This window comes from Methylorubrum populi (assembly GCA_036946625.1).
GTDB classification, from domain to species: Bacteria; Pseudomonadota; Alphaproteobacteria; order Rhizobiales; family Beijerinckiaceae; genus Methylobacterium; species Methylobacterium populi_C.
This window is the reverse complement of record JAQIIU010000002.1, coordinates 1,006,085-1,025,617: the sequence shown is the minus strand read 5'-3', so window position 1 is coordinate 1,025,617 and position 19,533 is coordinate 1,006,085. Positions and strand designations below refer to the sequence as shown.

At 70.7% G+C, this 19,533-nt stretch carries 19 protein-coding genes and 1 pseudogene; 10 read left to right on the top strand and 10 right to left on the bottom strand.

Going from position 1 to position 19,533, the window contains the following annotated elements; all coding sequences use genetic code 11:
* The first annotated feature begins 18 nt into the window (after window positions 1-18).
* The gene (hrcA, locus tag PGN25_06880) at window positions 19-1,110 is read left to right on the top strand and encodes a heat-inducible transcriptional repressor HrcA (protein ID MEH3117324.1); all 1,092 of its coding nucleotides are present in this window, start codon (window positions 19-21) and stop codon (window positions 1,108-1,110) included.
* 248 nt (window positions 1,111-1,358) lie between these two features.
* Window positions 1,359-2,294, top strand: coding sequence for a DMT family transporter (locus tag PGN25_06875; GenBank protein ID MEH3117323.1), 936 nt, complete (start codon window positions 1,359-1,361; stop codon window positions 2,292-2,294).
* A 149-nt stretch (window positions 2,295-2,443) separates the two neighbouring features.
* On the opposite strand, the gene PGN25_06870 is transcribed toward PGN25_06875, so the two are convergent.
* Genes PGN25_06870 through PGN25_06850 form a run of 5 tightly spaced genes read right to left on the bottom strand, consistent with a single transcriptional unit; the run spans window position 2,444 to window position 8,442 of the window.
* A complete protein-coding gene (locus tag PGN25_06870; GenBank protein MEH3117322.1) occupies window positions 2,444-3,040 on the bottom strand; it encodes a DUF2147 domain-containing protein in 597 nt (198 codons plus the stop codon).
* A 52-nt stretch (window positions 3,041-3,092) separates the two neighbouring features.
* Window positions 3,093-6,194, bottom strand: a complete 3,102-nt coding sequence (locus tag PGN25_06865) for an efflux RND transporter permease subunit (protein MEH3117321.1) — start codon at window positions 6,192-6,194, stop codon at window positions 3,093-3,095.
* Between the two features lie 60 nt (window positions 6,195-6,254).
* Window positions 6,255-7,496, bottom strand: a complete 1,242-nt coding sequence (locus tag PGN25_06860; GenBank protein MEH3117320.1) for an efflux RND transporter periplasmic adaptor subunit — start codon at window positions 7,494-7,496, stop codon at window positions 6,255-6,257.
* A complete protein-coding gene (locus tag PGN25_06855; protein ID MEH3117319.1) occupies window positions 7,493-8,128 on the bottom strand; it encodes a TetR/AcrR family transcriptional regulator in 636 nt (211 codons plus the stop codon). Before PGN25_06855 ends, PGN25_06860 begins: the two co-directional genes overlap by 4 nt.
* Window positions 8,125-8,442, bottom strand: coding sequence for a hypothetical protein (locus PGN25_06850; GenBank protein MEH3117318.1), 318 nt, complete (start codon window positions 8,440-8,442; stop codon window positions 8,125-8,127). The genes PGN25_06855 and PGN25_06850 overlap by 4 nt, the downstream gene beginning before the upstream one ends.
* Window positions 8,443-8,757: 315 nt before the next feature.
* Between PGN25_06850 and PGN25_06845 the strand changes: the two genes are divergently transcribed.
* The 3 genes from PGN25_06845 (at window position 8,758) to PGN25_06835 (ending at window position 11,380) form a co-directional block, all read left to right on the top strand.
* Window positions 8,758-9,390 (top strand): YgjV family protein, encoded by a 633-nt coding sequence (locus tag PGN25_06845; protein ID MEH3117317.1) that lies wholly within the window; start codon window positions 8,758-8,760, stop codon window positions 9,388-9,390.
* Between the two features lie 287 nt (window positions 9,391-9,677).
* A complete protein-coding gene (locus PGN25_06840; protein ID MEH3117316.1) occupies window positions 9,678-10,604 on the top strand; it encodes an ABC transporter ATP-binding protein in 927 nt (308 codons plus the stop codon).
* Entirely contained in the window at window positions 10,601-11,380 is a 780-nt protein-coding gene (locus PGN25_06835; GenBank protein MEH3117315.1) for an ABC transporter permease, read from the top strand. The genes PGN25_06840 and PGN25_06835 overlap by 4 nt, the downstream gene beginning before the upstream one ends.
* A gap of 125 nt (window positions 11,381-11,505) precedes the next feature.
* Here PGN25_06835 and PGN25_06830 read toward each other — a convergent pair whose 3' ends face one another.
* Entirely contained in the window at window positions 11,506-12,270 is a 765-nt protein-coding gene (locus PGN25_06830) for an alpha/beta hydrolase (protein ID MEH3117314.1), read from the bottom strand.
* 167 nt (window positions 12,271-12,437) lie between these two features.
* Here PGN25_06830 and PGN25_06825 point away from each other — a divergent pair, with 167 nt between their 5' ends.
* Complete coding sequence (locus PGN25_06825; protein ID MEH3117313.1) at window positions 12,438-13,283, top strand: FkbM family methyltransferase; 846 nt, start codon at window positions 12,438-12,440, stop codon at window positions 13,281-13,283.
* Here the strand turns inward: PGN25_06825 and sfsA are convergent.
* Entirely contained in the window at window positions 13,240-13,998 is a 759-nt protein-coding gene (gene sfsA, locus PGN25_06820; protein ID MEH3117312.1) for a DNA/RNA nuclease SfsA, read from the bottom strand. The genes PGN25_06825 and sfsA overlap by 44 nt on opposite strands.
* 89 nt (window positions 13,999-14,087) lie before the next feature.
* Here sfsA and PGN25_06815 point away from each other — a divergent pair, with 89 nt between their 5' ends.
* Both PGN25_06815 and PGN25_06810 read left to right on the top strand, forming a co-directional pair.
* Window positions 14,088-14,825 carry a molybdopterin-binding protein gene (locus PGN25_06815; protein ID MEH3117311.1) on the top strand — a complete coding sequence of 246 codons (738 nt, stop codon included), beginning with the start codon at window positions 14,088-14,090 and terminating at the stop codon, window positions 14,823-14,825.
* 142 nt (window positions 14,826-14,967) lie between these two features.
* Window positions 14,968-15,819, top strand: coding sequence for a formate/nitrite transporter family protein (locus PGN25_06810; GenBank protein MEH3117310.1), 852 nt, complete (start codon window positions 14,968-14,970; stop codon window positions 15,817-15,819).
* A 3-nt stretch (window positions 15,820-15,822) separates the two neighbouring features.
* Here the strand turns inward: PGN25_06810 and PGN25_06805 are convergent.
* The 3 genes and pseudogenes from PGN25_06805 to apaG all read right to left on the bottom strand — a co-directional run bounded on the left by PGN25_06805 (window position 15,823) and on the right by apaG (window position 17,792).
* Window positions 15,823-16,224 (bottom strand): annotated as a pseudogene (locus PGN25_06805) (bestrophin family ion channel).
* A 3-nt stretch (window positions 16,225-16,227) separates the two neighbouring features.
* Window positions 16,228-17,403: an acetylornithine deacetylase gene (gene argE, locus PGN25_06800; protein ID MEH3117309.1), complete on the bottom strand. Its 1,176-nt coding sequence runs from the start codon at window positions 17,401-17,403 to the stop codon at window positions 16,228-16,230.
* The gene (gene apaG, locus PGN25_06795) at window positions 17,400-17,792 is read right to left on the bottom strand and encodes a Co2+/Mg2+ efflux protein ApaG (GenBank protein ID MEH3117308.1); all 393 of its coding nucleotides are present in this window, start codon (window positions 17,790-17,792) and stop codon (window positions 17,400-17,402) included. Before apaG ends, argE begins: the two co-directional genes overlap by 4 nt.
* 124 nt (window positions 17,793-17,916) lie before the next feature.
* Here apaG and PGN25_06790 point away from each other — a divergent pair, with 124 nt between their 5' ends.
* Together PGN25_06790 and PGN25_06785 are read left to right on the top strand one after the other, a co-directional pair.
* Window positions 17,917-18,396: a hypothetical protein gene (locus tag PGN25_06790; GenBank protein ID MEH3117307.1), complete on the top strand. Its 480-nt coding sequence runs from the start codon at window positions 17,917-17,919 to the stop codon at window positions 18,394-18,396.
* Window positions 18,393-19,514, top strand: coding sequence for a 2'-deoxycytidine 5'-triphosphate deaminase (locus PGN25_06785; GenBank protein MEH3117306.1), 1,122 nt, complete (start codon window positions 18,393-18,395; stop codon window positions 19,512-19,514). Before PGN25_06790 ends, PGN25_06785 begins: the two co-directional genes overlap by 4 nt.
* Window positions 19,515-19,533: the final 19 nt, after the last annotated feature.

The following is a 19,533-nucleotide window of genomic DNA, read 5'->3' as shown; positions in this document are numbered from 1 at the left end:
GCCCGAGTTCCGCTTTCCTTGTCCGAGACCGTCCCCTCCGCCGTGCCTCCGCAAATCCAGGCGCTGTCCGCCCTCAACGAGCGCGCCCGGGAGATCTTCCGGCAGATCGTCGAGAGCTACGTCACCACCGGCGAGCCGCTGGGGTCGCGCAATCTCGCGCGCATCCTGCCGATGAGTCTGTCCCCGGCCTCGATCCGCAACGTGATGGCGGATCTGGAGCATTCGGGGCTGATCTTCGCGCCCCACACCTCGGCCGGGCGCCTGCCGACCGAACTGGGCCTGCGCTTCTTCGTCGATGCGATGATGGAGATCGGCGACGTCGACCTCGCCGAGAAGGCCCGGATCGAGGCGCAGATGCAGGCGGCGGCCTCGCGCCACACCTTCGATTCGGCGCTGGCCGAGGCATCCTCGCTGCTGTCGGGCATCTCCCGCGGAGCGGGCGTGGTGCTGACCACCAAGGTCGATGCCGGCCTCAAGCACGTGGAGTTCGTGCGTCTCGACGCCGACCGGGCGCTGGTGGTGCTGGTCTCGGTCGACGGCACGGTGGAGAACCGTCTGCTCGACCTGCCGCCGGGCCTGCCGGCGGGGGCTCTGCAGGAGGCCTCGAACTACCTCAACGCCCGTCTGCGCGGCCGCACGCTCGATACGCTGCGGGCCGACATCGAGGCCGGCCGCAAGGCGATGAAGAGCGAGCTCGACGCGCTGACCGAGCGGCTGGTCGATGCCGGACTCGCCACGACGGTCGGCCCGTCCGAGGCGCGCCAGCTCATCGTGCGCGGGCAGGCGAACCTGCTCGACGACCTGCGCGCCGCCGAGGATCTCGAACGCATCCGCCTGCTGTTCAGCGACCTCGAGACCCAGAAGGACGTGATCGAACTGCTGGCCCGGGCCGAGCAGGGCGACGGGGTCCGCATCTTCATCGGTTCGGAGAACAAGCTGTTCTCGCTCTCCGGCTCCTCGATGATCGCCGCCCCTTTCCGCGACGGCGCGCAGAAGATCGTCGGCGTGGTCGGCGTGATCGGACCGACGCGGCTCAACTACGCCCGCATCGTGCCGATGGTCGACTACACCGCCCGCGTGGTCTCGGGCCTGCTCGACCGGTCGCGATAGCCCCCTCGGGCGGTCCGTCTCTTTTCGACTTCGACCCGGCTCGCCGAGACAGCCGGCGATCGCCCGTTCGGCCGATCGGTCCGGGACGTGAACGCAGGCGGGTTCGCCGCTGCGAGAACCGCGGCACGTCGGTTGCGCATGTCGATTCGAGAGCAGGAAGCGGGATGCGCCGGAACCGGACGAGCCCGTAGGCAGGGCATGGTCACACCTGCCGGAGTCTCGTGATGTCGCCTGCCGCGAACCGTCCCATGTCCGCATCCGAATGGGCCATGCTGCTCGGCCTGTCCGTGCTCTGGGGCGGATCGTTCTTCTTCACGGGCGTGGCGCTCTCCGCCCTGCCGCCTTTGACGCTCGTCGTCCTGCGGGTCGGGATCGCCGCGCTGATCCTCAATCTCGCCCTGCCGCTTGCCGGCATGCCCCGGCCCCGAGGCCGCAAGGTCTGGATCGCCTTCCTCGGCATGGGGCTCCTCAACAACGTCGTGCCCTTCTGCCTCATCGTCTGGGGCCAGACGCAGATCGCCTCGGGCCTTGCGGCCATCCTCAATGCGACGACCCCGCTCTTCACCGTCGTCGTCGCCCATCTCCTGACGGCCGACGAGCGGATGACCGGAAACAGGCTCGCGGGAGCACTCATCGGCTTCGCGGGTGTGGCCGTCATGATCGGAACGTCCGCGTTCGCCGGGTCGGAAAGCCCCCTCCTGGCGCAAGTCGCGGTGCTCGGTGCGGCCCTGTCCTACGCCTTCGCCGGTGTTTTCGGGCGACGCTTCGGCCGTCTGGGCGTCCCTCCGCTCGCGAGCGCCGCGGGGCAGGTCACGGCGTCCACGCTCCTGCTCCTGCCGGTCGCGCTGGTGGTGGATCGGCCCTGGACTCTGGCGGTGCCGGGCGCGCCGGTCTGGGGCGCGGTGCTCGGGATCGCGATCCTGTCCACCGCGCTCGCCTACCTCCTCTACTTCCACCTCCTGGCGACCGCCGGGGCGACCAACCTCCTGCTCGTCACCTTCCTGATCCCGGTCTCCGCCATCCTGCTCGGTGCGCTGGTCCTGGGCGAACGGCTCGACCTGCGCAACTACGTCGGCATGGCCCTGATCGGGGGCGGTCTCGCGGCCATCGACGGACGCGTTCCGCGACGCATCACGGTCCGGCGCAGCGTCGATCCCGATGTCTACCAGGGCCGGGATATCTGAGCGGTCGGAACGCGCTCCGGCACGTTCGCCCCCCAAAAGACAACCGGCCGGCTCGTGCGAGGGGGCGGTGCACGGGCCGGCCGGCGTACCGCGCGCTCCCGAGAGAGCGGCGCGATGGCGGGGCATCCCGTCGAAGGGATGCGCGAGTCCTATTTCGGCGCGGCCTTGCCTTCCGGCGTGCGGCCCTTCGGGGCCGCGCCCGTCGCCGCGGGCTTGGCGGCCCAGTCCGGGTCCGCGCGGGGACCGCTCGGCGCGTCGGTCGCCGCCTGCAACTGGCCCGGCTGAAGGTCGCTCACCCGCGTCCACACCTGCGAGCCGCAGAACACCGCGAGCATGCAGCCCTTGACCGACAGTTCGGCCGGCGTCTCGCTCCAGACGGTGACGTCGTAGGACTTGCCGTTGTCGCCGTTGTAGATCTTGCCCGCGAAGCGGCCTTCCGTATCGGGCTTCAGGCCGAGCAGCATCTGGTGGCCGAGGATCGGCCGGCCCTGTCGGCGCGGCTCGGGGTTGTAGCGGTCGATCCGCGGCTTGCCGTCGTCGCCTTCCGGCTTCTGCAGCCAGACGACGTAGCCGCACAGATGCCGGCCGTCCGTGCCGCAATGCTCGGTGCGGACGCGGGCGCGCCCATCCTCGGTGAGCCAGATGCCGGTCGGATCGGCGGCCCGGGCCGCGTCCGAGTGCATGCAGGCGAGGGCGGCCAGGGTCGCGAGCGCCGCGGTGGCGAAGCGGGTGACGATGGGGGTCATCAAGGCTCCTTCGAACGCATCGGCCGGTCGAGTGTGCCGATGCCGGAAACGGCTATCCGTGCTGGCGGGCGACGGCGGGCGCGGGGCTTTCCCCGGCCTCGTCGCGCGGGCCGACGAAGCGGCCGAGCAGCCGCCCGAGCACGCGGCTCAGGCCGTCCATCAGCAGGAACACCGCCGGCACGAAGACGAGGGAGAGCAGGGTCGAGACGATGAGGCCGGCGATCACCGCCACGGCCATCGGCGCGCGGAACTCGCCGCCGATGCCGAGGGCCATCGCCGAGGGCACCATGCCGGCGGCCATGGCGATGGTGGTCATCACGATCGGCCGCGCCCGCTTGCGGCCGGCCTCGACGATGGCGGTGACGCTATCGACGCCCGCGCGCATCTCCTCGACGGCGAAGTCCACGAGCATGATCGCGTTCTTCGTCACCAGTCCCATCAGCATCAGGATGCCGATCACGACCGGCATCGAGATCGACATGTTGCAGATCAGGAGGCCGAGAATGGCGCCGCCGATGGAGAGCGGCAGCGAGAACAGGATGGTGAGCGGCTGGAGGAACGAGCCGAACAGCAGAACCAGCACGGCGTAGACCATCATGATGCCGGCGCCCATGGCCATGAGGAAGCCGGAGAAGACCTCCTGCATGATCTCGGCATCGCCGGTCTGGCGGATGGTGACGCCCGGCGGCAGGCTCCTGGCGGTGGGCGTGGCGAGCGCCTGCTCGATCAGCGAGCCGAGGGCGTCGGAGCCCTCCATGTTGGCCTCCACCGCCACGCGCACGGCGCGGTCGTAGCGCTCGATCGCGCCGGGGCCCTGGTCGAGCTCGATGTCGGCCACCGCGGAGAGCGGAACCGCGACGCCGTTCTTGGCCGGAACCTTCAGGTTCTCGAGCCGCGAGACCGCGCCGCGGGCGGTCTCGGGCAATTGCACCCGGATCGGCACCTGCCGGTCGGCCGCGTTGAACTTGGCGAGGTTGATGCCGATGTCGCCGATGGTGCCGACGCGCACCGTCTCGGCGATCACGTCGGTCGAGACGCCGAGATCGGCCGCCGCGCCCTCCTTCGGCCGGATGCGCACCTCGGTGCGGTTGAGCGGGGCCGTGGACATCACCGAGACGAGGTGCGGGATCGCCGCCATGTCGCGCTGGAGCCGGGCGGCGACATCCGTCACCACGTCGACGTCGGGGCCGCTGACGACGAGGGCGAGGTCGCGCTGGCCGCCGTCGCGCAGGGTCCAGGAGCGGATGTCGGGCTCCTCCGCCAGCAGGGCGGCGATCTCGGACTCGATCGTCCACTGCCGCTTGGCCCGCTCGCTCTTCGGGGTCAGGTTGACGATCAGCGTGGCGAGCCGCGTCTCCTTCTTGCCGCCGGCCTGCCGGCCGCCGTCGACGAAGACCGAGGTCACCTCCGGCAGGGCGCGGATGCGCGCGACGACGCGGTCGGCCACCGCGATCGTGTCGGGCAGCCGGGCCCCGGGCGCCAGTTCGACCATGAACAGGGTGCGCGCGTTGTCCTGCTTCGGGATGAAGCCCGAGGGGAGGAGCCTGGTCGAGACGATCGAGCCGGCGAACAGCGCGAGGCCGACCACGAGGGTGATCCACCTGTGGCGCACCGACCAGCCGACGAAGCGGGTATAGACCCGCATGATCGGACCCTCCCGCTCCTCCGCGTGGCCGTGGTCGCGCAGGAAGTAGGCCGCGAGCAACGGCGTGATCAGGCGCGCGACCAGCAGCGACATGAACACCGACACGGCGATGGTCAGGCCGAACTGGATGAAGTAGCGCCCGGCGATGCCGCCCATGAAGGAGACCGGGGCGAAGACCGCGATCAGCGTCGCGGTGATGGCGATGACGGCGAGCCCGATCTCGTCGGCGCCCTCGATCGAAGCGCGGTAGGGCGACTTGCCGAGGCGCATGTGGCGCACGACGTTCTCGATCTCGACGATGGCGTCGTCGACGAGGATGCCGGTGACCAGGGTGATCGCCAGCAGGCTGATGCCGTTGAGGGTGAAGCCCAGCGCGTCCATCGCCCAGAAGGTCGGGAAGACCGAGAGCGGCAGGGCGACGGCGGCGATCAGCGTGGCGCGCCAGTCGCGCAGGAACAGGAACACGACGACGACGGCCAGCGCCGCGCCCTCCATCAGCGTGTGCATCGCCGAGGCGTAGCTGCCGCGCGTGGCCGAGACCGAGGAATCGATCAGTTCGAAACGAAGGTCGGGATAGCTCTCGCCGATCTCGGCCATCTTCTTCTCGACGCCGGAAGCGACCTCGGCGTCGCTGGCGCCGGAGCCGCGGGAGACGGAGAAGGCGACCACCGGCTCGCCGTCGAAGCGGGCGAAGGTGCGCGGCTCCTCGATCGAATCCTCGACCGTGGCGAGATCGTCGAGGCGCACCTTGCGCCCGCCCGGCAGGACGATGGAGGTGGCCTTCAGGTCGCGGATGGTGCGTGAGGCGGCCAGCGTCCGGATCGACTGCTCGCGCCCGCCGATCTCGCCGCGCCCGCCGGCCATGTCGGCGGAGGTGACGCGCACCTGCTTGTTCACGTCGGCCGCGGTGATGCCGAGCGCCAGGAGCCGGTCGGGCAGGGGGGTGATGCGGATCTCGCGGGCGACGCCGCCGACGCGCTCGACGCCGCCGACCCCCTTCACGCCCTGAAGCGTGCGGGCGATCTTGTCGTCGACCAGCCAGGACAGGTCGGCCGGCGTCATCGCCGGCGCCTTCACGCCGTAGATCAGGATCGGCAGGCCGGTGATCTCGACGCGCTGGACGACCGGCTCGTCGATGGTGCGGGGCAGGTTGATGCGGACCTTCGACACCGCGTCCTTCACGTCGTTGACGGCGCGGTCGGTGTTGACCTCCAGGCGGAACTCGACCGTGGTGACGGAGGATCCCTCCGTGATCGCCGAGGTGATGTGCTTGACGCCGCGCACGCCCGCGATCGAATCCTCGACCCATTTCGTCACCTGGGTCTGCAACTCGGACGGGGCGGCGCCCGACTGCGTGATCGTCACCGAGACGATCGGCACGTCCACGTTCGGCATGCGGGTGACCGCGAGCCCGCGGAAGCTGACGAGGCCGAGCACCACCAGCACGAGGAACAGGACGAGGGGCGCGATCGGATTCCGGATCGCCCAGGCGGAGATGTTCAGGCGCATCGGGGCAACCCGTCGGTGAAGTCCGTGCGAGACCCGCGCGGCCGGCGCGCGGGGAGGGGTTCAGCGCAGGCCGGCGTCGGCGGTGGCCTGGGGCGAGGGCGTGTCGGAGACCGCCGCCGGGGTCTGGCCCTGCCGCGCGACCGGGATCGGGCGGACGCGATCGCCGTCGCGCAGGAAGCTGCCGGCGCGGGCGACGACCCGCTCGCCCTCGGCGAGGCCGGAGCGGATCTCGATGTCGTCCTCGTCGGACAGGCCGGTGCGAACCTCGCGGGCCTCGACCCGATCCTCGGCCACGACCAGCACGGAGCTGCCCTTGCCGCCGCCGTAGAGGACGGAGGCCTGGGGCACGGTGACGCCGTGGGTGCGGGCGAGTTCGACGGCGCCGCGGGCGAAGGTGCCGATGCGCAAGCGAGGATCGGGATCGAGGCGCACGCGCACCTTGCCGAGCCGGCTCGCCCTGTCGACCTCCGGATAGACCGCGCGGACGCTGCCGACGACGCGCTCGCCGTCGCCGATCCCGATGAAGGCCGGGGCGCCTTCCCGCAGCAGCGGCAGCTTGGTCTCGATGACCTCGGCCTCCAGCTCGATCTCGCCGCGGGCGATCAGCCGGAACAGCGGCTCGGACGAGGAAGCGGTCGCCATGCCGACCCGCGCGGTGCGGCGACTGACGATGCCGGCCTCCGGCGCACGGATCTCGGTGCGGGCGAGCCGCAGTTCCAGCTCGTCGCGCACCGCCTTGGCCTGGGCGAGCTCGGCCCGGACCATGGCGATCCCGTTGCGGGCGAAGGCGAGCTTGCCCTCCGCCTGCCGCAGGGCGGCGGTGCGGCTCTCCATGACGACGGCGGTGGTGTTGCCGGTCTGGATCAGTTGCCTGGCACGGTCGTAGCCGAGGCGGGCTTCGAGTTCGGCGGCCTCCGCCTGCTCGATGTTGCTCTGCGCCTGCGGCACGGCGGCGGTGGCCTTGTCGATCAGGGCGCTCTGCTGGGCCAGTTGCCGGTCGATCAGGTCGCGGGAGAGGCGGGCCAGCACCTGTCCCTTCTCGACGCGCATGCCCTCCTCGGCGAGAAGCTCGACGAGGCGGTAGCCGTCGATCTCCGGCGTCACCAGGATCTCGTCGCGGGGCACCAGGGTGCCGGTGACGACGACGCTCTCCACGATCTCGCGGCGCAGCGCCTCGACCACGCTGACGGCGGGCGCCGGCGCGGCCTTCGCGGGGGCCGGTGCGGTCTCGGCGCGCGCCGGGGCGAGGCCCGCGGCGACGAGCAGGAAGGCGGGGAGGGCGAGGGTCCGGACGGGTCTCATCGGCCGGTCTCCTGAACGGCACGGGGAAGGGGCGGTGCGCCGGACAGGCCCGCATCGATCAGCGCCTGGAGCTGCGTCACCGCCGGACCGGCGTCGTAATCGGGAATCAAGGCCCGACTGAGGATGATGCCCTTCATCAGGGGCGCGACCGCGTCGAACAGCGCCGCGGAATCGCAGTCCGGCGAGGACTTGATCGCGTCGAACATCTCGATGAGCCAGGTCCGGCCCTCGTCGTCGCCAAACGCGACCAGCGTGCCGATGGCCGGATTGCGGGTCGCCTCGGCCCAGAGGTCGAGGCGCAGGATCGCCGCCTCGCGGGTGATGTCGTTGAAGAAGCAGGCGAGCACGCCCATCAGGGCGCCGCGCCGGTCGCCGGCCCGCTCCATCGCCTCGACGAGGACCGCACCGCGCTCGCGGTCGCGCTCGGCCAGCCCGAGGACGACCGCCTCCTTCGAATCGAAGTAGCGGTAGATGTTGCCCGGGCTCATCGAAGCCTCGCGGGCGAGATCCTGCATCGTGGTGCGGTGGAAGCCGTTGCGGACGAAGCACGCCTCGGCCGCGTCGAGGATGTGCTCGCGCCGGGCCGCCTGTCCGCTCCGGGCGTCGATGACGGCGCCGGCCGCTGCACTCATGACGAGGTTCCCACACTGTTCATGGCGGTGCGATCCGCCCCGCCGCCGAGCCGCACGGCGGAGCAGGCACGCGGCCGAAGATCGAGATCGGCGCAGAGGCGGGCCTGCCAGCCGTCCGGGCCCGCGCCGGTCCAGCCGATCAGGGCGAACCAGCCGAGGGCGACGACGGCGCAGACGGCCAGGTTCATCGGGGTGCAGGCCGCCTTCAGCAGGCGCGCGGCGCCGAAACCCTCTCGAGCCCGGTCGAGGCCGGGATCGGCCGCGAACGGGAAGGATATGAGGGAGGACGCACGATCCCCGACCGACATGCTCATCGCCGACTCCTACGCTGACGAGCTTGGTAGTGAACGTTCATTCTCATGTCAATGAACGCTCATTCTCATCGCATCGGGCCGTGACCACGGCACCACGACCGAGGCAACGGCGCCACGCCGAAGTGCGGTTGTCGCCGCATTAACGAACCGGTTACCGAGCAGGAATAGCGCACTCGCAGGACGGGCGACGATCCTCGCCCGGCGAGCACTGCTTTCGCGAAGGTTCCAAAGACCGGCGGGAAAGAAAACGAACAACGAGCACCCACGGAACGGTCGCGGGACGAGTCACGGACGCACCGTTCGAGAGCCACCAAGATGTCCCCCGTAGATTTCGCCGCCCTCGCGTGGAATGCCGCGCGTGAACACCTCGACCTGTTCGGAGGCCTCGGCCTCTGTCTCGGCTTCGCGGGCGGGATGATGCCGCGACGAAGCGCGATCCTGCTGACGTCGGCGGCCTGCTCGGCCTGCTTCGCGCTGCATTTCCTGCGGCTCGGGGCGCAGACCGGCACGGCGATGTGCCTCGTCTCGGTGATGCAGAGCGTGGTGGCGGCCCGCTGGATCGGGCCGGGAGCCCGCGCGGCCTGGGTGACACCGCTCTTCGTCGCGAGCAGCCTCGTGGCGGCCTGCCTGACACTCGCGACTTGGAGCGGCTGGCCCTCGGCCTGTGCCGGGCTGGGGTCGCTGCTGGCCACCACGGCCCGGCTTCAGGTGAATGCGCAGGCGATGCGCCGCTTCTTCCTCGGGGCCTCGTCGTGCTGGATGGTGCACAACACGCTGGTCGGCTCGGCGTTCGGCCTGACCTGCGACCTGCTCACGCTCTCGGCGCTGGCGATCGCCCTGGCCCGCGGCGGTCCGGCCAAGGTGGCCGAGCCGGCCCTCCTCGCGGCGGAGGCCGACGAGGCGAGGGACGTGCCGCCGAATGTCGGCCCGCTTCAGGGCGCGACGTGAGGTGCGGCGGGGGCATCGCCACGGGAACATCGCAGGGGAACACCGCCACGCCGGCCGCACGCATCGAGCGCAGGCAAAAAAAGACCCGCCGTCGATGAGAGGGCAGGCCGGGTCAGGGGTCGTTCGTCGCAGGAGAACATCCGGTCAAAGCCTCAAGCCGTGCCCGGTTCCGCCGGCCTCGCGCGCGGGACCAACGAATCACCCCGAAATGTAACCGGCAACGGACGGGTTCGGCGCGGCGATCCCCGTGCTATAGCGCACACCCCGTCCGCCGGATCGGAACCCTGATGCCACCGATCGTCTCGATCGCGAACCTGTCGAAGGTCTACGCCTCGGGCCTGCACGCCCTGCGCGACGTGAGCCTCGACATCGCCAAGGGGGAGATCTTCGCGCTGCTGGGGCCGAACGGCGCCGGCAAGTCGACCCTCATCAACATCGTCTGCGGCATCGTCACGCCGACCGCGGGCGTCATCCGGGTCGGCGGCCACGACATCCTGTCCCGGTACCGCGCCGCCCGGCGCATGATCGGGCTGGTGCCGCAGGAACTGACCACCGACGCCTTCGAGACGGTGTGGGACACGGTGAGCTTCAGCCGCGGCCTGTTCGGGCTGCCGAAGGATCCGGCCCATATCGAGCGCGTGCTGAAGGATCTCGCCCTCCACGACAAGCGCGAGAGCCGGATCATGCAGCTCTCCGGCGGCATGAAGCGGCGGGTTCTGATCGCCAAGGCGCTCGCCCACGAGCCGCAGGTGCTGTTCCTCGACGAGCCGACCGCCGGCGTCGACGTGGAACTGCGCCAGGACATGTGGCGCCTCGTGCGCCGCCTGCGCGAGCAGGGCGTCACCGTGATCCTCACCACCCACTACATCGAGGAGGCCGAGGAAATGGCCGACCGGGTCGGCGTGATCCGGAAGGGCGGGATCATCCTCGTCGAGGACAAGGTCGAGCTGATGCGCAAGCTCGGCAAGAAGCAGCTCACTCTGCACCTGCGCGAGCCGGTCGGCGCCCTGCCCGACACCCTGGCGCGCCACGCGCTGCATGTCGGCGAGGATCGACGCACCCTCGTCTACACCTACGACACGCGGCGCGAGCGCACCGGCATCACCGGCCTGCTCGGCGACCTGTCGGCGGCGGGGCTCACGTGCACCGATCTCGATACCAGCCAGAGTTCGCTCGAAGACATCTTCGTCGATCTCGTCCGCGAGCGCGCATGAAGGGCGTGTCCATGCCGAACGTCCCGGCGATCCTCGCCCTCTACCGCTTCGAGATGGCCCGGTTCTGGCGCACGGCGCTGCAGAGCATCGTCGCGCCGGTGATCTCCACCTCGCTCTACTTCGTGGTGTTCGGGGCCGCGATCGGCTCGCGGATGCAGACGGTGGACGGCGTCGCCTACGGCGCCTTCATCGTGCCGGGGCTGATCATGCTGTCGCTGCTGACGCAGAGCGTCTCCAACGCCGCCTTCGGCATCTACTTCCCGCGCTTCGCCGGCACGATCTACGAGATCCTGTCGGCGCCGATCGCGCCGTTCGAGGTGGTGCTCGGCTATGTCGGCGCGGCGGCCACCAAGTCGATCGTGATCGGGCTGATCATCCTCGCCACGGCCTCGCTGTTCGTGCCGCTGCACATCGAGCACCCATTCTGGATGGTGTTCTTCCTGCTGCTGACCGCGCTCACCTTCAGCCTGTTCGGCTTCGTGATCGGGCTGTGGGCGGACGGGTTCGAGAAGCTGCAACTGGTGCCGCTCCTCATCGTCACGCCGCTGACGTTCCTCGGCGGCAGCTTCTATTCGATCGAGATGCTGCCGCCGTTCTGGCGGGCGGCGAGCCTGTTCAACCCGGTGGTCTACCTCGTCAGCGGCTTCCGCTGGGCATTCTTCGGCAAGGGCGACGTGGCGATCGGCGTCAGCATCGCCGCGACGCTGGCGTTCCTGGCCCTGTGCCTGGGGCTGGTGACCTACATCTTCCGGACGGGGTATCGGCTGAAGAGCTGACGGAGCCGCAAAGGGGGGGCGATGGCGCAGGAGCCGTACATCGCCGGGCGCGAGAGCCTCTACGGCATCCCCGGTGAGGACCGATCCGTCGTTGCGAGTGAGGGCGACGGTGTGGAAGCGGCCCGTTACGGCCGCTGCGCCAAAAACTCCAGCACGCCCTTGCGATGGAGCCTGTCGCCCACCGCCGTGGAGTGGTCGCGGCCCGGCAGATCGAGGGCGCGGGCGTTCGGCATCAGCTTGGCGAGTTCGGGGCCCGACCCCGCCACCGTGTCGAGCGTGCCGACCGAGACCAGCGTCGGGGTGTCGATGGCCGAGAGTTCGGCCCGCGACAGCGTCTGGCGCGAGCAGCGGATGCAGGCGGCGAGCGCCCGCAGATCGCTCCTGGTCTGCTCGGCGAAGATGCGGAAGGTCGCGGCCGTCGGGTTCGGCGCCGGCGTGCCGGGCGGTGCCTCCAGCGCCTCGGCGATGCCCTGGGGCAGGCCGTGCCCGTCCACGAGATGGAAGCCCATGCCGCCGAGCAGCAGCGAGCGAACCTCGTTGGGATGGTCGAGCGCCATGTGCGCGGCGATGCGCGCGCCCATGGAATAGCCCATCACGTCCGCCCGCTCGAGGCCGAGATGGTGCAGGAGGCGCACCGCATCGCCGGCCATCCGGTCGGAGGTGTAGGCGGTCGGCTCGTAGAGCTTCTCGCTCTGTCCATGCCCGCGGTTGTCGTGCGCGATCACACGGTAGCCGGCTTCCGACAGGTACCGGACCCAGAGCGTGTTGACCCAGTTCACCGCGTGGTTCGAGGCAAAGCCGTGGATCAGGAGAATCGGATCGCCGCTGCCGCCTTTGGCCGGCACGTCGATATAGGCGATCTGCACGCCGTCGGAATCGAAGCTTTGCATGACCCGTCATCGGGCGCCGGGCCGGCGATGTCAAAGGTCGAGCCGCGGCCTCGCGCGACGATACGCGCGGCTTTGCGTGCGGTTCGGCCCACCGCGGCGGCGGTGGTCGTCCCGAGGCGGGCCCGCGACTTGCCGCCGCCCCGCCGGGCTGGCATCACCCCGGCACGATGACGGATTCCTCGCCCTACGGCACCTACGCCCCGACCGGCCTCGTCGCGCGGATCGCCGAGCGCACGCAGAAGCTGCCCGAGCATTCCTGGCGCGCCCGGCGGCTGGCGATGTTCCTGCGCCGCCTCGCCATCTCGATGATGCGCGGCCGGCCGCTCGACGTCGAGCGCTACGGGGCGCGGATGCGGCTGCATCCCTACAACAACAACTGCGAGAAGAAGGTGCTCTTCACCCCGCAGTTCTTCGATCCGCAGGAGCGGGCGCTCCTCAAGCAGCGGCTGCCCGAGGACGCGGTGTTCCTCGATATCGGCGCCAACATCGGCGCCTACGCGCTGTTCGTGGCGGGCTTCACCGGCGCGCGCGCCCGCATCCTCGCGGTCGAGCCGCAGCCCGACGTGTTCGACCGGCTGACCTTCAACATCGGCCAGAACCCGTTCGGCACGGTCAAGGCCATCGCCTGCGCGGTGGCCGACAAGGCCGGGGAACTCACCCTGTTCATCGATCCGCGCAACCGCGGCGAGTCGAGCGTCAAGATCGTCGGCACCCACAAGAACGCGACGGTGCGCGTGCCGGCGGTGACGCTGCTCGGGCTGTGCCGCTCGGAGGGGATCGAGCGCATCGACGCGATCAAGCTCGATGTCGAGGGGGCGGAAGACCTGATCCTGGAGCCGTTCCTGCGCGAGGCGCCGGAATCCCTGCGCCCGTCGCTGTTCATCATCGAGAACGGCACCGACCAGTGGCAGATCGACCTGCCCGGCCTGCTCCACACCCACGGCTACCGCCAGATCGCCCGCACGCGCCTCAACCTGATGTTCGAGCGGACGGCCGCGCCGCGCCCGGCGTGAGGATCGGCACGGCTTGCGCGATCGCGACGCCCTCCGGCCCGACCGCGCAGGCATAGGCGTAGGCCTCGACCCCTGCCGCGAGCGCGGCCCGCAGGGCGCGGTCGAAGGCCGGGTCGATGTCGCGGGCGACGTCGAAGGCCTCCGCCCGCATCTGGATCACCACGATCAGCATCGCCCGGCCGCCGGCGGCGGCGACGCCGGCCAGTTCCTCCATGTGGCGGGCCGAGCGGGCCGCCTTGCAGTCGGGGAACTCGGCCAGCCCCGGCCGCCGCATCAGGTGGCAGTTCTTCACCTCGACATGGCAGGGGACATGGCAGGGCGGCAGGCCGCCCCCGCTCGCCAGGAAATCGACGCGGCTCGCCCGACCGTAGGCCACCTCCGGCCGCAGCGTCTCGTATCCTTCGAGGGGCGCGATCCTCTGCTCCCGGAACGCCTCCGCGACGAGGGCGTTGGGGCGCGCGGTGTTGATGCCGACCCATTGCGGCCCGCCGGGCAGATCCGCCTCCACCAGTTCCCAGGAAAACCCGAGTTTTCGCGACGGGTTGGTCGAGGACGAGAGCAGCACGCGAGAACCCTCGGCGTTCAGCCCCAACATGGCGCCCGGGTTGGCGCAATGGGCCGTCACCTGGGTGCCGTCGGCCAGCGCCACGTCGGCGAGGAAGCGCTTGTAGCGCCGAACGAGACGGCCTTCGATCAGGGGGGAGGGGAAGCGCATCGTGTCACGACCGGGAGGGGGCGAGGCAGGCTTTCGCTTTCGCGCATTCGCGCCCTAGCTTCCAGCCCGGTCACCGCCCCCGAGGCCGCATGTCCCAGAATTCCGACGTCACCGCCGCCATCCTCGTCATCGGCGACGAGATCCTGTCGGGCCGCACCAAGGACAAGAACATCGGCGCCATCGCCGACGTGCTGACCGGGATCGGCGTCGATCTGCGCGAGGTCCGCATCGTCCCCGACGACCGGGACGCGATCGTCGCGGCGGTGAACGCACTTCGCGCGCGCTACACCTACCTGTTCACCTCCGGCGGCATCGGCCCGACCCACGACGACATCACCGCCGACAGCATCGCCGCGGCCTTCGGCGTCGGCATCGACGTCGACCCGCGCGCCCGCGCCATGCTGCTCGAACGGCACCGGCCGGAGGATCTGAACGAGGCGCGTCTGCGCATGGCCCGCATCCCGGACGGGGCCGACCTGATCGCCAATCCCGTCTCGAAGGCGCCGGGCTTCCGCCTCGGCAACGTCTACGTGATGGCGGGCGTGCCGCAGATCATGCGGGCCATGCTCGACGAGATCCGCCCGACGCTCACCTCCGACGCGCCGGTGATCTCCGAGACGATCGAGGCGGGCGGCATCCCCGAGGGCAGCTTCGCCGGAGGGCTCGGCGCGATCGCGTCGGCGCATGGGGCGGTGTCGATCGGCTCCTACCCGTCGATGACGCCGGATGGGTTTCGCAACCGCATCGTCGTGCGCGGGCGGGATGGGCAGGCGGTGGCGGCCGCCCGCGAGGCCGTCGAGGGGCTGCTCGCCGGGCTTCGCCCCTGATGGTCGCCTCGGCAGGACGTCCATCATCGGCCTCGGTTCGCAGCCCCGATCGTCCCGCGCCCCTGAAATAAATTTCCGCGCGCAGGGAGCGCGCAAGCGCTGCCATACGTTGGGCTGCGGCGAGACGACCGCCGAGGGCCGCATGTCCGAGGAACACCGCACCCACGGAGCCCATACCCGCGAGAAGGACGACGCCCAAGTCGAGAAGGCGCACCGTCCGGACGCGCTGATCCTGCACGAGATCATCCGGCGCGAGGGCGAGGAGGAGATGCGGCGCACCGCGCTGGCTCTCTCGCTCTCGGGCTTCGCCGCCGGGCTCACCATGGGCTTCTCGCTGATCGTGCCCGGCGTGCTCAAGGGGCACCTGCCGCACGAGCCCTGGGCCGAGCTCGTCATGAGCCTGGGCTACTCGATCGGCTTCCTCATCGTCGTGCTCGGGCGCCAGCAACTCTTCACCGAGAACACGGTGACGCCGATCCTGCCGCTCCTGACCGAGCGGACCGTCCCGGCGCTGCTGCGCGTGGCCCGGCTGTGGGGCATCGTGCTCGTCGCCAACATCCTGGCGACGCTCCTGATCGCCTGGGTGCTCGCCCATACCGACGCCTTCAAGCCGGAGGTGCGGACGGCCTTCGCCGAGATCAGCCACCACACCGTCGAGGATCCGTTCTGGACCACGGTCATCAAGGCGGTGTTCGCGGGCTGGCTGATCGCGCTGATGGTGTGGATCCTGCCGGCGTCGGGTTCGGCCGCGCCCTTCATCATCCTTCTGATGACCTCGCTCGTGTCGATGTGCGGCCTCGCCCACATCGTCGCCGGCTCGGTCGACGCGTTCTATCTCGTGGCCGTCGGCGAGATCGGCCTCGGCACCTACCTCACCGGCTTCTTCGTGCCGACGCTGCTCGGCAACGTCATCGGCGGCGTGACGCTGGTCTCGGTGCTCAATTTCGGTCAGGTCGCGCCGGATATCGAGGACGAGCCCCGCGCCGAGGCCTGAGCCTCAGCGCAGCATGAAGCGGTCGGCCTTCGGCGCGCGCCCCGTCTCGCCCAGCGCATCGAGGATCGCCGCGTCGGCGTCGAGGGGCAGATCGTTGGCGTCGGTGCCGAACGGCTCTTCCAACTCGTCGCCGAGCGCATCGAGACCGAAGAAGGCGTAGGACACCAGGGCGGTGACGACCGACGTCGACCAGCCGAGCGAGCCGGCCAGCCCGAAGGGCAGCAGCAGGCAGTAGAGCCACGCCGTGCGGTAGAGCAGCAGGGTGTAGGCGAAGGGCAGCAGACGACCGAGCCCGCGCATCTCCACGATCAGGCTGCCCCAGGCCTTCCGCGCCTCCCACCAGCGGTCGTAGCAGGCGCCGTTGCGGAAGCTCAGGAAGATCGACAGGGCGAAGCCGACGAGCGTGGGTCAGCGCGTGCAGGCCTCGATCAGCCGGCGCATGAAGGCTTCGCCGCGCGCCAGTTCGTCGAGGGTGATGAACTCGTCCGGCTGATGCGCCTGATCGATGGAGCCGGGCCCGCACACCACGGTCGGGAGGCCCGCCCGCTGGAAGCGCCCGGCCTCGGTGGCGTAGGGCACGCTGATCGTGGCGTTGCGTCCGGCGAGCCGCAGGGCCAGCCGCTCGGCCTCGGAGCCGGGATCGGGGGCGAGGCCCGGCACCGCGACCTCCTCGACCGTCTCGATCCGCCCGAAATCGCCGTAGCGGTTGAGCCGCTCCCGCGTCACCCGCTCGCAGGCCGATGCGAACAGCGCCGGGATCTCGGCCATGTCGAGATCGGGCAGGCCGCGGAACTCCCAGAGGAAGGTGCAGAGCTTCGGCAGGATGTTGCGGGCGGTCCCGCCCTGGATCACCCCGACATGGACGGTGGTGTTGGGCGGGTCGAACCGGCCGGAGGCGTCGCCCCGGGCGGCCATCGCGTCGGCGATGCGGTTCAGTTCGGCGATCAGGTCGGCCGCCGCCATCACCGCGTTGGCGCCGAGCATCGGCTTGGCCGAATGCGCCGCGTGGCCGTACACGGTGGTGTTGAAGGTCACGACGCTCTTGTGCGCGTCCGCGACCTGCATCCCCGTCGGTTCGCCGACGATGACCGCGCCCGGGCGCGGCAGGTCGGCACCGAAGCGGGCGATGGCGTCGGCGACGCCGAGGCAGGTGGTCTCCTCGTCGTAGGAGAGCAGGATGTGGATCGGCCGCGTCAGCCCTGCTCCGAGCGCCTCGGGCACGAGGGCGAGCGCCAGGGCGTCGAAGCCCTTCATGTCGACCGCGCCCCGGCCGTAGGCGCGGCCATCCGTGACGCGCAGGATGAAGGGATCGCTGCTCCAGGCCTGCCCCGTCACCGGCACCACGTCGGTGTGCCCGGAGAGAACGACGCCGCCGTCGGTCATCGGTCCGAGGGTGGCGAACAGGGCCGCCTTGTCGCCGGCGGCGTTCGGCACGCGCAGGTGCGGCACGCCCCAGCCGTCGAGGTAGTCGGCGACGAAATCGATGAGCGCGAGGTTCGACTTGGAACTCTCGGTATCGAAGGCGACGAGCCGCTCCAGAAGCTCAAGCGGCGTGAGGCGGGTGCCGCCCGCGCCGGCCGTCAATGGACGACGCGGCGCATATGCGGCGAGTCGAGCGAGAAGGCCGGGATCTCCGCCTCGAAGCTCTCGCCGCCGACGGTGGACATGGTGTAGCTGCCGGCCATCAGGCCGTCGGGCGTGGTGAGCGGGCAGCCGCTGGTGTAGCTGAACGACTCGCCGGGTTCGAGAACGGGCTGCTTGCCGACGACGCCGGCGCCGCGCACTTCCTGGCAGGCGCCGCGCCCGTCGATGATCCGCCAGTGGCGCGAGCGGAGCTGGACCTGCTCGCTGCCGTTGTTCACGATCTCGACGGTATAGGCGAAGAAGTAGCGGCTCTCGCCCGGCGAGGACTCCTCCTCGACGAAGCGGGGCTCCACCGTGACCATGATGCCGCGGGTCTCGGCCTTGTACATCGCCTGAAAGCATCTCCGTGGACGGCGCGCAGGCCGCGGCGCGACATCTGCGCCGCGCCGTGGTACGTGGCGCCCGAAACCTCGTCAATCACGGTATCCTACGTTGGCCGGAGGCGGAGACCACGTGCCGGACGCCGTGCACCGCAGCGGTCCGGGCCCTGCGCGGTTTGACCGCCTGACGCTCGGCTCGGGCCCTGTCCTCGGCACGATCCTGACGCTCGCGGTCGCCCTCGCGTTCGCGTGGTGGGGACCGGTGCAGAACCGCTGGCCGGCGCTCGCCCTGGTGCTGGCGCTCGCCCTCGACAATGCGGCGCGGGTCGCGGCCCGGGCGGTGCGACGGCGGACGGGCGTGGAGACGGAGATTCGAGGCCTGCCCTCGCCGATGCCGGCGCTCGGCGGCGCACCCTGGATCGGCGCCGCCCTGGTGGCCGCGGGGTCGGGCTTTCGGCCCGACCTGTTTCCGCTCCTCGCATGCGCGCTCGCCGGGCTGATCGCGATGGGGGCCTGCGCCCGGCTGGCGCTGGCGCGGATGGTGGTGGCGATCGAGGCGGCGGAGCGGGCGGCGGCCGAGGCCGAAACGAGAGGCGAGGGGACAGGACGATGAGCGACGACGTGCCGGCCGCATCCGGAATCCTGCCGGCGCAGGCCATCGCGGCGCTGACGGAGGCGGGAGCGATCCGCCCGGCCACGCCCTGCGCCTCCGACCAGATCCAGCCGGCGAGTCTCGATCTGCGGCTCGGCGCCCGTGCCTACCGGGTGCGCACGAGCTTCCTGCCCGGCAGCGGCCGGTCGGTCGCGGCCTGCGTCGAGGCCTTCTCGCTGCACGAGATCGATCTGACGAAAGGGGCCGTGCTCGAGACCGGCTGCGTCTACATCGCCGAGCTCCAGGAGACCCTGGCGCTGCCCGGGGATCTCAGCGCCAGCGCCAACCCGAAAAGCTCGACCGGGCGCATCGACGTCTTCACCCGCGTCATCACCGACCGCGCCAGCGCCTTCGATCAGATCGGGGCGGGCTACGCGGGCCGGCTCTACGCCGAGATCTCGCCGCGCACCTTCCCGGTGCGGGTGCGGACCGGCTCCCGGCTGTCGCAGATCCGCTTCCGCCGGGGCGATCCGCGACTGAAGGAGGCGGACCTCGCCGCGCTCCACGCCCGCGAGCCGCTGATCGATGCCGCCGCCGTTTCGCTCCAGGGTGGCGTGCCGGTCTCGGTGGACCTCTCCGGCTTCGACGGATTGATCGGCTACCGGGCCAAGCGCCATACCGGGCTGATCGACGTGGATCGGCCGCGCGGTCACCGCACGCCCGACTTCTGGGAACCGCTGCCGGCGGACGGCAGCCGCACGCTGATCCTCGATCCCGGCCAGTTCTACATCCTGGCGTCGAAGGAGGCGGTGCGGGTCCCCGCCGACCACGCGGCGGAAATGGTACCGTTCGATCCCCTCGTCGGCGAATTCCGCGTCCATTACGCCGGCTTCTTCGATCCGGGCTTCGGCCTCGGCGAGGCGGGCGGCGCCGGCGCCCGCGCCGTGCTGGAAGTGCGCTCGCGCGACGTGCCGTTCCTGCTGGAGGACGGCCAGATCGTCGGCCGTCTCGTCTACGAGCGGATGCTGGAGCGGCCCGCGACCCTTTACGGGGCGGGGGCCGGCTCGAACTATCAGGCGCAAGGCCTGAAGCTGTCGAAGCATTTCGGCGGAGAAACGGAAGCCTCGCCCGGCACTTGATCTTTCAACGCACCGGCCC